The 12,808-nt window shown below is 67.6% G+C and carries 9 protein-coding genes; 5 read left to right on the forward strand and 4 right to left on the reverse strand.

Going from position 1 to position 12,808, the window contains the following annotated elements; all coding sequences use genetic code 11:
• Positions 1–5 precede the first annotated feature (5 nt).
• From HNQ61_RS00505 to HNQ61_RS00515, 3 genes are all read right to left on the reverse strand, one after another.
• Complete coding sequence (locus tag HNQ61_RS00505; protein WP_170030620.1) at positions 6–539, reverse strand: hypothetical protein; 534 nt, start codon at positions 537–539, stop codon at positions 6–8.
• Positions 536–946, reverse strand: a complete 411-nt coding sequence (locus tag HNQ61_RS00510) for a hypothetical protein (protein ID WP_170030622.1) — start codon at positions 944–946, stop codon at positions 536–538. Before HNQ61_RS00510 ends, HNQ61_RS00505 begins: the two co-directional genes overlap by 4 nt.
• Positions 947–1,038: 92 nt before the next feature.
• Complete coding sequence (locus HNQ61_RS00515; RefSeq protein ID WP_170030624.1) at positions 1,039–1,542, reverse strand: hypothetical protein; 504 nt, start codon at positions 1,540–1,542, stop codon at positions 1,039–1,041.
• A 299-nt stretch (positions 1,543–1,841) separates the two neighbouring features.
• On the opposite strand from HNQ61_RS00515, the gene HNQ61_RS00520 reads away from it, so the two are divergent.
• Genes HNQ61_RS00520 through HNQ61_RS00535 form a run of 4 tightly spaced genes read left to right on the forward strand, consistent with a single transcriptional unit; the run spans position 1,842 to position 10,236 of the window.
• The gene (locus tag HNQ61_RS00520) at positions 1,842–3,374 is read left to right on the forward strand and encodes a TIGR02677 family protein (protein ID WP_170030626.1); all 1,533 of its coding nucleotides are present in this window, start codon (positions 1,842–1,844) and stop codon (positions 3,372–3,374) included.
• Positions 3,371–4,564: a TIGR02678 family protein gene (locus tag HNQ61_RS00525; RefSeq protein ID WP_170030628.1), complete on the forward strand. Its 1,194-nt coding sequence runs from the start codon at positions 3,371–3,373 to the stop codon at positions 4,562–4,564. The genes HNQ61_RS00520 and HNQ61_RS00525 overlap by 4 nt, the downstream gene beginning before the upstream one ends.
• The gene (locus HNQ61_RS00530) at positions 4,564–8,841 is read left to right on the forward strand and encodes an SbcC/MukB-like Walker B domain-containing protein (protein WP_170030630.1); all 4,278 of its coding nucleotides are present in this window, start codon (positions 4,564–4,566) and stop codon (positions 8,839–8,841) included. Before HNQ61_RS00525 ends, HNQ61_RS00530 begins: the two co-directional genes overlap by 1 nt.
• 9 nt (positions 8,842–8,850) lie before the next feature.
• On the forward strand, positions 8,851–10,236 hold the full coding sequence (locus HNQ61_RS00535) for a DUF2399 domain-containing protein (protein WP_170030632.1): 1,386 nt from the start codon (positions 8,851–8,853) through the stop codon (positions 10,234–10,236).
• A gap of 23 nt (positions 10,237–10,259) precedes the next feature.
• On the opposite strand, the gene HNQ61_RS00540 is transcribed toward HNQ61_RS00535, so the two are convergent.
• Positions 10,260–11,384, reverse strand: coding sequence for a hypothetical protein (locus HNQ61_RS00540; RefSeq protein ID WP_170030634.1), 1,125 nt, complete (start codon positions 11,382–11,384; stop codon positions 10,260–10,262).
• Between the two features lie 367 nt (positions 11,385–11,751).
• On the opposite strand from HNQ61_RS00540, the gene HNQ61_RS00545 reads away from it, so the two are divergent.
• Complete coding sequence (locus HNQ61_RS00545) at positions 11,752–12,447, forward strand: hypothetical protein (RefSeq protein WP_170030636.1); 696 nt, start codon at positions 11,752–11,754, stop codon at positions 12,445–12,447.
• Positions 12,448–12,808: the final 361 nt, after the last annotated feature.

The following is a 12,808-nucleotide window of genomic DNA, read 5'->3' on the forward strand; positions in this document are numbered from 1 at the left end:
GAGACTCAGGAGTGCGGCCGAAGGCGGACAAAGAAGTGCGTCCACGTGCCCTGCGAGCGTCCGAACTGCCAGGCGGGGTCGGTGATGAACTCACGCAGGCGCTCCGGGATCTCCACATCCCAATCCACCCAGTCGAAGTCGGTGGGAAAATCATCCCGATAGGGATTGGGAGTGTGCAGGTAGACGGCGTCCTGCGACGAATCCAGCGCGTCGATCTGCAGCCAGCACTCGTGGGGCGTGGTCCACCCGGCGGTCTTGCCCAAGATGTCGCGGAACATGACGAAGAGCGCCTCCAGGTGCGACCGCCGGTCCCGCCACGAGACGTTGCCCAGGCCGGGCCAGTCCACGTGCCAATGCATCCGGTAGTACCAGTCGCTCTCCGAAACCGCCACCCGCGTCGCCTCACGCATGATCTTGCGGTAGTATCGCCGTCGCCCGCGCATCTTGCGTTGCGGCCGGTGCTGAACCGGATCGTCGCCCGCGAGCACGCACACGGGTCCGAACCAGGATTGAACGACGATGATGTCTGGGCTGTTCATTCGAGGATGCGCTGCGGCTTGGCTCCAGACGGCCGAACGCGTGTTGCCGCTCGCTTCGGCCTCAGGAGGTCCACGATGTCCGAAATCACGTCCGCGAGCTTTCGGCTCGCCAGGCTGCGCGTGTACGCCGGGGCATCCGGGCGCTTCCGGGCGTGGTACAGCGCGACGATCTCGGCCTTGGTCCTGTCCCTGATCACGATCATCGGCGCAACCGTGTGCAGATCCGGATAGAATGCAAAAGACTCTGACCGGGCGTCGATCACGGGCCGCGGATCGCCAACGAGCGCGAGCAGAGGCAGGCCCGCCTCACATTCGGCCGCGGTGCGGAACGCCAGCAACTCGGTTCCGGTGTCCAGCAGGATCGGAAACCGGGGTTGGCGCGGAAAGTACCCGATGCGCTTTTCCATCGATCGTGTGTGTCCTGGGCAGTTGCGGCGAGAGAAAGCCGGGTAACGGTTCAGCCCTTCGCGAACGCGGTACGTCTGGGATGAAGCCGGGCTCACACGATCATCGTCTGCTCACAAGCTCGGCGCACCCAGCGCCCACCCTCCCGGACGATGCGGCAGCGGATCGTGCCGCCCATGTGGATGAAGACGCTGGCTGTGTCGTTCACCGGGCGCAGGCTTCCCCCGCCGATGTAGACGTCAGCCGAATCCGCGCCGCGCGGGATTGGACGGGACATGCGCAGCTCCCCGCGAGCATGCTGCGAGATGCACCTCGGCCCTGCCCCGCGGTCGGGGCCCTCGCCGCACACCTCCGAAAAGAGCCCCTGTGCACGCAGGCGCTCCACCACGCGGTCGGGCATCCGCCCCGCCACGGAATAGTGCCCCGCATCCGTCATCAAATTTCGATTCAAAGCGGCGTCGCGCGGCGGATCCTGACGCACCTCGCCGTTCAGCGCGGCGATGTAAATGTCGGCGACCTCGTCTTCCGTGAATCCCGGCTGATCCGCCCATCCCACGACGACAAGGCAGGCGATGAGCAGAAGCGCTGGAATCTTCATGAGATGAGAGGGACGATGGTGGGAGCCGAATGCCGGCCCGGGAATCTTCCCGCGTCGTCGCCAAGCCCCGGAGAGATCACGCCCAAAACCGTGAACGCGCCCGCTTCAATCCAGATAGTACCCGTACGGCGGATCGTCAACAACGCCGGGCTTGGCGCAGAGATTCCGCCTCTACCGCATCTCCGGAACGTGTGTCCGGAATCCATCGCCGGTTCGCTCCAAACGCGACGTTCTTGCCCGCGGCCAATTCCCGCGGTACGATGGCAACTCCGTCCACCGCGTCACCCGCTTCGCCGAACATGGACACGCCCGAGCGCCTGCTGATCGACGATCTGCTGATGAGCCGGGTGAACGAGGTGAACTACCTCGTCGCGCCGGGTACGCCGGCGTACCGCCCCATCGTCCGCTTCTTTCACCAGCGCTATGAGTCCGGCGAAACCGGCTGGCTGTGGCCGGGCGAGGTGGCCGCCTTCATCCGCGCGAATCATCCCCATCACCCCGCGTACTCGGACGAGGAGTGCGAGGCGCACCTGAAACAGCTGGAGGCGTGGGGCGTCCTGACGTCGGAGCAGGACGTCAACCAGGCGCGGACGATCGAGGAGTTCGTGCGGGCGGCGCGGCGCTACCAGATCAGCGAAACGGCGCGCGTAATTGAGTCGATGGTCATCCGCCTGGCGCAGCAGGATGGGTCGCGCGGGTCGCTGGACACCACGCGCCTCGCCCGCCTGCGCGACGCGCTCTTTGAACTTGGCCGCGTGCTGGCGGATCTGGATCCCGCGCGCGCCCCGCACGACGTCCTCCGGCGCGTGGAAGGATTGTGGAACGCGGCGGACGACGCGCGGCGGGAAATGCGCGAGCAGGCCGTGCGCTACATGCGCGAGCTGGAGCACGACCGCATGCCCACCGCGGCGGATCTGGTCGTATTCCTCAAGTACAAGCGGATGCTGCGCGACTATCTGGACGAGTTCGCGCTCGGCCTCAAGGACTTTGTGGAGCGCACGCGCGACCTGTTCGACGACTGGGCCGCCGCCGGGCTGGACGTGCGCCTCGCGGCCGCGCTCGCCCGCAACGAGCGCGAGCGCAAAGCCGATCTGCGGCCGGAAGAGGAAGTCCGCGCCGTATTCGAGGGACAGATCCGCTCGATGCGCGGCTTTTCGGCCCGCGGCGGCGACGCGGAGATCCTCCAGGGGCGCACCACCGCGCGCGTTCGCGGCCTGGTGGAGCAGATCGAGCGCGTGGTGACGGAGCGGCGCAACGCCCTGAACCGCGCCCGCGATCTGCGCCTGCTGGCCCAAGCCTTTCGCCGCGCGGAATCGGATGATGACGCGCACCGGCTCGCGTCCGCCGCGTTCGGGTGGGGCACGCCGCGCCACATGCGCGCCTACAACGCCGATGCCGCGGCGGAGCTGGACCCCGGCGCCTCCGTCTGGCTGCAGCCGCCGTGGGACGTGGAGCTTCGGCCGCGGGTGCGGGGAAATCCCAGCTTTCGCGCGGTCACGCCCATGGCGGATCGCGGCATCCAGAAAGCGGAACTCCGCGCGCGCGTGCTGGAGCAGAAGCGGGCGGAGTCGCGCTTCTGGGATACCGTCTTCGGCGATGGCGATCTGGCGCTGGACGGCCTCGCGCTGCGCTCGCCGGGCGACCGCTCGCGCGTGGTGCGCCTGGTGCGCGACTGCCTGCGCTCCCCCGACCGCCACGTGCGCCTGACGGACGGATCGCGCGTGGAGATCCTGCCGCCGGACGATCCGCGGCAGATCGCGGAGATCGCCGCGCCGGACGGCTTTCTGTACCTCCGCGCCTTTCGCCTGCGCCGCACGCCCTCCGCGCCATGAACAGCAGCGACGTCGCGCGCGGCGCCGACTTCCGCCTGTGCGCCGAAGCGCTCATCGACAGGCCGATGATCACGGCCGCGGACGACCGGGCGCTGCTCGAGAAAATCCGCCGGCACCAGCCCGCGCTGCAGGCCGCGTTCGGCCGGGTGACGGGGTGGCGCGTGCTGGCGCACCCGGAGTTCGCGCGGCTGGTCAAGACGCCCGCGCGGGCCGAGGCGTCGCACGGGCTGTCGTGGGCAAAAGGGAAGCTGGATTACGCGCTGCTGGCGTGGGTGCTGTGGTACGGCGAGCACACGGGCGGCCGCAAGTTCACCGTCAGCCAGATCGCGGACGAGATCCGGCTGCGCAGCGCCGGCCCAGACGACGCGGCGGTGGATTGGACGTCGCACGCGCAGCGGCTGGCGGCGCGCCGCGTCTTTCGCGGGCTGGAAGGGATGGGTGTCCTCCGGCTCCAGGACGGCAGCGTGGACGAGTGGGCGGACGAGAACGGCAAGCGCGACGCGCTGTACGCATGGGGCGCGGCGGCGTGGCGCATCCACGTCGCCCTCCCCGCGGCAGAGCTGGAGCGGCTGGCGGAGGGCCGGTCCGCGTCCGCCTCCCCCGCCCCGCCGGACGGCACGGACGAGATCCGCCTGTACCGCGCGCTCCTCCTCAACCCCGCGCTCTACCGCCGCGACGACCCCGCCGCCTTCCGCCTGCTGGACGCGCCGGAATCTCTGGCGCGCGTCATTCAGAACCTGGCCTACCTCACCCGCTGGGAACTGGAGGTGACGGCGGAGTACGCGCGCGTTCTTCGCCCCGCGCGCTCCGACGATGCCGTGCAGACGCCCATCCCCGTCACGTCGGGGCTTGATCACGCCGTGCTCTGCTTCTGCGGCCTGCTGCGTGACCGGCAGGCGGCGGGGCGGCTGGTATCCGCCGGCGACGAGTGCTTTCTGATCGACCAGAGCCGCGTCTGGCAGGACGTGGATGAACTGCAGAAGCGCCACGGTGCCAAGTGGGGCAAGACGCTGCGCGAGCAGAAGGTGAGCGCGCTCGCGGATGATGTCGTCGCCCAGATGAAAGCGTGGGGGCTGATGCGCGACACCGACGAGCCCGGCCAGTACCTGGTGCTCCCCACCGCCGCCCGCCTCGCCGCCCACTACGCGGACGACAGGACGCAGGATCGCGACGAGGACTCAGAGGATTGATGCAGTCGGACTTCTTTGCGCTGACCGGAATGCCGCCGCGCATGCAGGCGCTGCTGGACGCCATGCACGCCGGCGATCCGGACCGCTGGCTGCCGCGCCGTCTGATCCTGCAGAACTACTGGCTGTTCGAGGAGCCGGAGATCTTTCACTTCGGGCGCGGCAACCTGATGCTCACCGGGCAGAACGAGTCCGGAAAATCCACCGTGCTCGTCACCGCCATCACGCTGGTGCTGGACATGATGCTCACCCCCGACCGGGTGGACACCTTGGGCAGCAGCGACCGATCCATCCGCTACTACCTGATCGGCAAGGACGACGCGCAGGAAGGCAGCCCCAACTGGCACCGCGAGCGCACGGCGTACATCGCCCTAGAGTTCGAGCGCGGCGCGTCCGGCGTGCACCAGACCATCGGCATCGGCCTACGCTCGTCGCGGGACTGGACCAACCAGAAGGTGGAGCGCTGGGGATTCGTGATGGACTCCACCCATCGCGTGGAGGAGGATGGATTCCATCTGCACCAGAAGGGACGCCCCCTGCGCCCCGGCGAACTGCGCGAACGACTGGGCAGCCACGGACAGGTGACGGACGACCAGCGCACCTACAAGTCCGCCGTGAACGACGCGCTGTTCGGCTTTCAGACGGTGGAGGATTACGAGCGATTTCTGGAGATGCTGCACGTGGTCCGCACGCCCAAGCTGGGCGAAGGGCTGAGCCCGCGGAAAGTAGAGGCGCTGCTCAAGGAGTCGCTTCCGCCCATCCAGTCCGACAAGATCGATGCGGCGTCCGAGGTATTTTCGCGGCTGGATACGATTGAGGAGGAGCTGAAGCACCTGCACGACCAGCTCGCCGTCGCGCGGGAGCTGGAGGCGCCGCAGGAGGCCGCCGTGCTCGCCCGTGCGCGGCAGGCGGCGTCCGCGTACCGGCAGGCGTCGCGCGAGCACGCCGATCGGCAGAAGAAGCACGGGGATCTGCTCGCCCGGCTGGATTCCGCGCGCGCGGAGGTCGCGCGGCAGACAGAGGCGCGGACGGAACTCGCCTCGGAGCGCGCGGAAAAGGACGGCACGCTCACCGTCCTCAAGGACCAGTTCCGGCTGAGCGAGGCGTTCGACATCGAGGAGCGCCTGCGGCAGGTACAGGCGGAGCAGCGGACCGCGTTCGATGCGTACGAGGCGCTGCGGGCCGATCGCAAGCGCGCGCAGGACGCCGCGGACCGCGAGCAGGCGGCCTTGGGCGATGCGGAGCAGTCGTGGGCGCGGCAGGCCGCGCGCCTGGGGGAAAAGCTCCACGCCACGCGCGATGCGGCCGCGCGCGCGCACTGGCCGTCGCTGGAGCAGCGCGCCGCCCTCGCCGCTGACGCGCTGGGCACCGTGAACATCGACGGGAGCGGCGCGATCGCGTCGGACCTGGCGCGCTCGTCCATCGACGGCGAGGCGCGGCAGCGGCGCGCCGTGATCGACGCCGTCCGCGCGGCGATGGATGCGGTCGCCTCGGCCACGGGGCGGCTGGACAGCGCGCGCAAGGCGAGCGAGGTGGCGACACGCGAGCTGAACCACGCGGACGACCGCTTTCGCACCGCCGGTCGAGAAGTTGAGACGGCGCTTGCGGCGGCCACGGAAGCGATCGCGGGATGGCGGGAATCGACCGCCGAGCTGCGCGTGCCGGATGAGGCGTTCGGCGCGGTGATGGCGGCAATCGAGGCGTATCAGCCCGGGAGCCGGCCGGCGTCCATCCTCGCCCCGCTCCAGCCCGCGCACGACGAGGCGCAGGAGGCGCTGCGGACGGAAGCGCAGGAACTCGGCATCATCCGGCGCCGCCATCAAACGGACGCAGAGCAGGTGGATGAACGGCTGCGGCGCCTGTCGCGCGAGGCGGACGTAGAGCCGGAGCGCACGCCCGCGCAGACCGCCGCGCGCCGCCTGCTGCGCGAACACGGAATCGCCCACGCGCCGCTCTTTGCCGCCGTCGATCTCGCGGGCCCGCTCGCCACGGACGCGGCGCTCGCGTCGCGCGTGGAGGCGGCGCTGCTGGATGCCGGGCTGCTGGACGCGCTCGTCGTCCCGCGCGCGGATGCGGATCGCGTCCGCGCGCTGCTCAGCGCGCACGGCGTCGGGGATCGATGGATCGCGCCGTTGGATGCGTCCGCGGACCGCGTCGGCTTCGATGACGGTGGATCGAGCGGCGCGGCAGACTGGCTGGTCCCCGTCTCATCGACCGACGTGTCCGCGAACGATGTCGCGGCGGCGCTGCGGACGCTGGGGATGATGGGCGGCGCGGGCGTGGTGGATGCGGACGGCGGATGGCGGCTGGGTCCGCTGCACGGTGTCACAGCTGCGCCGGCCGAGGCGCGCGTCCGCTTTCTCGGCGAGACGGCGCGCCGCGAGGAGCGCCGCCGCCGCATTGAGGAAGCGCGCCGCCAGCTTGCGGATCTGCGCGAGGAGATCGGCCGGCTGGGCGAGGCGCTGGATGGCGTCCAGTCCCGGGACCGCGCGCTGGCCCGCGAGTGGCGCGCCGCGCACGAGCTTCCGCAGCCGCAGACGCTGCACGACCGCCTGCTCGCCCTTCGCCGCGAGGAGCACGAGCGCGAGCGCCGCCGCACCGCCGCCGAAACGGCCGCCGAAACGGTGGAAAACGCCACGCGCGAGCTGCAGCAGCGCAGCGCCGCCTTGGAGCGCGCCACCGATGACGCGCCCTGGCTGCGCGGCCGTCCCCGCGGCGAGGTGGACGCATCCGCCGCCGCGCTCGCCGAAGTGCTGTCCATCGTCCGCGCGATCGGCGAGGACGTTGAGCGGCTGGATGAACTGCGCCGGGCCTACGCGTCCCGCACCCGCGCGCACGACGCGCTCCGCCTTCACGTGGAGGAACTGGCGCCGCGCATCGCCCGGGCGAGCGTGGGCGTGCAGACGCTGGACGCGCAGCTCGCCGCGCTCACCGAGCAGCTGTCGCGCGCCAGCGTGGGCCGCGAGGTGCTGGCGGAGGAGATCCGCGCGCTGGAGCAACGGCTGGCGGCAATCGAACGACTCGATCGCGATGCGGAGAAGTCCATCGACAAGAACACCGGGCAGATTGAAACGCTCGCCGCGCAGGAGCCGGACTACGCGGACCAGCTGCGGAGCGCGTTCATCCTCCTTCAATCCGCCGAACACGGCTTCCGCGAGCGGATTGACGCCTATCCCACCCTCTTAGAGTACGCCGACGACGCGCGCCGGTCCGGGCTGCCCAAGGCCATGCAGCGCATCCTGCACGACGTCGCGCCGGAAGCGGTGGACGACGAGGTGCGGCGCGCGCAGCAGGAGTTGAACGCGGCCTACGCCCGGGCGCGTGGCGCGTTCGAGGAAATGAGCCCCACGCTGGACGGCGACATCCTCCGCTTCACCCACGAACTCGGCGAAATGCGGCTGGATGAGCTGTATCGCACCCTGGAGGAGCAGCAGGCGCGCAACGAAACGCTGCTGGAGGACGAGGATCGGCGGCTGATCGAGCAGCTGATGCTGCGCGACGTGGTGGACGCCATCCGCGACGCCATCCGCAATACCCGCCACTGGGTGAGCGACATCAACGGCATCCTGGGGCGGATGAAGCTGTTCAAGGGCGGCATCATGCGCCTGCACTGGGATGTGCGCACCCGCGAGTCCGCCGACGCGTTCGATCCGCGCCGCCTGGACGATCTGCTCTCCCAGCGCGGCATCGCCCTGGACGAGGCGCGGCGCGAGGAGCTGCTGGAGATCTTTCGCACGATGGTGTCGGACATCCGCCGCCGGAACCGCGAGCACGAGCTGCTGGAGGATTATCGGACGGCGCTGCTGCGGATGGTAGACTATACCCAGTGGTATACGCTGACCGTGCAGCGCAAGGACGAGTCGGGACGGTGGGTGCAGCTCACGAAGCGCCTGTACGGACAAGGGAGTGGCGGCCGGCGCACGCTGGACCTGCTGCTGCCGTTGATCGCCGCCGTAAGCGCACGGCTGCAGTCGGCGGACCGCGCAGCGCCGCGGCTCGTCGGCTTTGACGAGGCGTTCGCCGGCGTGGACGACCGTAATGCCGCGGAGATCTACGCGCTGCTGACGGAGTTGGAGTTCTGCTGGATCATGGCAACGGAAAAGGCGACCGCGCTGGGCGCCGAGGTGCGCGGCTCCGCCACGTACGAGATGCTGGCCGACGAGCGCACCGTGGCCCCCGTGCTCAGCCTGTGGGACGGCGCGCGCCGCTACGAATTCATCGGTGACGAGTTGATCGGGATGGAGACGTCAGAGGGCATGGGAATAGGGAATCGAGAATAGGACGAATCCATGAGGCCTGACATGCACCCCGACATGCGGCGCGACCTGCTGACGCTGCTGCGCAATCCGAAGCTCGCGCGGCTGCTGGATGAACTGCACGCCTCCCTCGTCCGCAACGGCGAGCCGAAAGGCCGCGTGAAGGTTCAGTCGCGCGACGAGGCGGACGCGCTTCAGGACCTCATCGGCGGAAAATGGATCGAGCCCGGCCTCACCGTCGCCGTGCGCGACATAGACCAGCGCCTGCGCGAACAGAGCCTCTTTCACTGCTCGCTGGCCGAGGCGGTTGAACTTCACCGCGGTGCGCCGATCGCGCGGCCCAAGGAGGAGCGGGAGCGGCGGATCGCCGGCCGTGACCGCGCCGTCCGCCGCTGCTTCCAACTGCTGTCAGAACTGAAGATCTCGACCGAAGCATTCACCCGCGTCGCCACCTGGATGAACGCCGCGGAATCGGAGATGCGCGCCGACGCCACACGCTGGGGTGAGGCGGCGCTGGTGGATGGCATCCGCGCCGTGGCTCTCGCATTCCACCGTCTCCCGGCGCCCGGCAGTCCGCCCATCTACCTGGCGGAACTCGCGAACGAGGTCACCGGCGGCTCGCACGGGCTGGATGTCGGCAAGCCCGAGCACGCGCTGCTGATCCGCGCGCTGGCCTTCACCTTTCCCGAAGCCGCCGCGGGCGAGGAACGCGGATCCGCCGCGTGGAAGCTGAATCTGCTTTCCGCGGCCGGCATCGCGCGCGACCCCATCTCCGTGCGCGTGGACACCTTCGGGCTCGACGGGGATACGCCGTACCTTCGAGAGTTGCGGCGGGAGGGAATCGACCGGCCGTTCACGCTCAACACGCTGGGCGAAATTGGCGGCGACGTTCGGGCGTGGAGGAACGTCGCGTTCGTGGTGGAGAACCCGACGGTGCTGGCGGCACTCATCAAGCATGTGCGCCCGTGGATTCCGGATCGTCACCCCACCCTCATCTGCACCAACGGCAACCTGAACCTGGCAGACAAGGCGCTGCTGGACGCGCTGGTGCAGCGGGGCGCGCACCTGTTCTACGGCGGGGACTTCGACGCCAGGGGGCTGGAGATCGCGGCGCAGGTGCTGGCGCGCTACCCCGGCGCAGCCAGCACCTGGCGCATGAGCGTGGACGACTATCGCGACGCGTTGAGGACGGAAGGCCACACGCTTCCCCCCGGCGCCGTGGACCGCGCCGCGCGCACCTTCCCCGCCCTCACCGCCGAGATCGCCGCCCGCGGCCAGGCCGCCCATCAGGAGGGCCTGATCCCCGCCCTCACTCGCGACCTCAGCCGCTTCGTGCTGGAGGGCGTCGCGCCAAAGATTTCCCAGCTACTCATCTCAGACGCAACCGAATTACAATCTTCCTTGGCACCTTCGGAGTAGCTGTAGAAAGGGGTAACTACTACTCAGCCATTTCCGTTTCTCGGCCTGACAGGGCGCTCAGGTTTGAGCAACCCTTTATCTCTGCCCCAGTTCTCCACTTTGCGCTTCCAAGCACGCGCACGCGAAAAGCGTTTGCTGGTGCTCTTTTCGCCGAACTGTCGCGCAAGCGGGATCATGTCGAGTTCGCCGTATTCTGCAGTTGACGCATGAACCAACGCATTCCAGCGCCCTAAGACATCATCATCGATTACGTCACTGATTTCGCATTTATCGAGCAGCATGCCGTGTGAACCACTATACCACTTGGACACGTAGTGCTCGCTATCGGCGTCGTTCATGATCAACAGGAAATCGTACCGGAAATCCGGAGTGACACTCGGATCATCTGAAGACACATATCGAACATCCACTCCGACTTTGCTCATCCAATTCATCACCTGCAGGTACTGTGGACTTGGTTTCTCGTCAGAGTGAATGAAAATCCGGATTACGATTCCTCCAGCCTTGATGAAGTCTTCTTGAAGCTGCTTCAGTGTGTGGGCATTATTCCGTTCACGAAGCGACCAGAGGCTGATATCATTCGAGTGTGTAGTTCTGGCGATCAACCGGTGGTGGTCTGAGAATCCAAGCTTTCTCTGCTTTTCCAACAATAAGCGCCAGAACTCCTCATAAGCCGTCAGCGCTCCCTGTTCACCTTCTACAGCATAGCCCGTCGGGGTAACATAGAAGCTTTTGGCGTACTTTCGCAGAGTTCTAACACCCGCTTGGGCGACGTAAGGCTTTCGCCGCTGAAGCTCATACCGCGTCGTCGCAACGATACTGTTCAGCCTCAACATATCAATCACTTCTTGAGACATCTGCTCAAGCTCCTGCAGTCCTTCATCGGTGGCTTCCAATTTGGAATGAATCTCCAGAAGCAGCGCAATGGAAACCGACAGCATCGAAATGAAGATGCCGTAGGTGAGTGGTTCAAACCAATCGTTGTGCGCGTGAGTTTCTGTTAGTTCGGCATAGATAAGGCCGACGGCGAGGGAAAGGAGCATCCAAGATTTGTGAACATTGAATCGTTTCATCTTTATTCCCCATTGCTTGATCTTGACTAACATCAGCACATAAAGCATCTCAATGACCCAGACATGTTTAATCATGCGATCCAGCGGTGTCAATGAACAAGCGTCACGGTGTGCACACGGGACATGGTGTTCTTCGCCATCGTATCCGACAGCACGCAACACAGTGCGGGTTGTGCACGAAGCCTACGTAGCTGACGGCAACGGTCCAAAGCGTCAGAGGCTCGCGGTTTCGCACTCATCTCCCGTCGTCCTGCAGGGTTGATTGCGGGACTGCCAGTCTTGAGTAACGTCGCGAGACACGCACGGCTTATCCTGCTCAGGTCAGCCTCGGCTTCGATTTTGCCCCCAGCGTTGCACGTGCTGCAGTGCATCGTGCGGCGGAGCGCGGCCCCAGCGGGTCATCCGCCTCTCTTGCCCATCAACACCCACGACAGACACGACAATGCGGACAATCACCCCACGCTCCCTCTACGCTGTCGGCCTGCTGTCCGTTCTCAGCGCCTGCGGCGTCGACCGCACGCCTCCCGACACTGACTCCGGTTCGGGGGCCGAGGCGTCTCGCCCGGACCCCATCACGACGGTCGGTTCCGCTGGATCGAGCGTTCCGGCGTTCGTCACCGATTCCATGCCCGCGGGCGATTCGGCTCCGGCGGGCGGCGACTCGTCCGCGATCCGCAGCGTCTACACGTCGCTGGCGGAGAAGGATTGCCGCGTGACGGAGACGGACGACGAGGTGGGCGGCAGCACTTCGCGGTGCCCGGGAACCGCCGGGTACGCGCTCATGGTGCACGATTACGACGCGCGGATGTCGGTGGACATCGTGGCGCCGGGCGGCCGCGTGCTCCCGCTGCGCTACTCCGGCGTGATCACCGCCAACTTTTCCGCCGTGGGTGAGCGCGCCGAGTGGCGGATGCGAGGCGCGAATCCCATCGCACTGATCGTTCGGCTGAACGCCAACGAAGACCCGGAGGACCCGGCGCGCACGACATCCTACCTTGCCGTCGCCAAGATCACGCCCGGCGCCGCCTGCGTCACCGACCGCATCGCGCCCACCACTCCGAACGCCAACGAGGCCGCGCGGCAGGCGGCGGACCGGTCCGCGACGCGGCCCTGCATGCGAGACCTGGGAGAGCAGTAAGCCACGTAATGCCCGTCGCCCGCGGCTGAGATCCGGCACGGCGGCAGGCACTCCGGCCCCTCTCGCCGGGTTCACACGCATCATACACGGACGGCCGACATGAGACCGGGGCCGGCTGGTCGGCGGCTGCTCCGGATTCAGCCATCCCGCCGGATCGTGCGCCTTCCGCGCAACCGGGCACGACTTCCTTGACCGCCGCGTAAAACGCGACTATATATCGCACCTATACGTTAGTGCCGCCGGTTTTCATGCGTAAGGGTCTTTCAGAATGCGCAGGTTCGCTTGAATCCCTCCATATCCGTCCCAGACCAGCAGCGCCTGCACGAGGACAATGTCCGGAACGCGCGGCTGGGCATCAGAG

Origin of the sequence: Longimicrobium terrae (genome assembly GCF_014202995.1) — a bacterium.
Lineage (GTDB): Bacteria > Gemmatimonadota > Gemmatimonadetes > Longimicrobiales > Longimicrobiaceae > Longimicrobium > Longimicrobium terrae.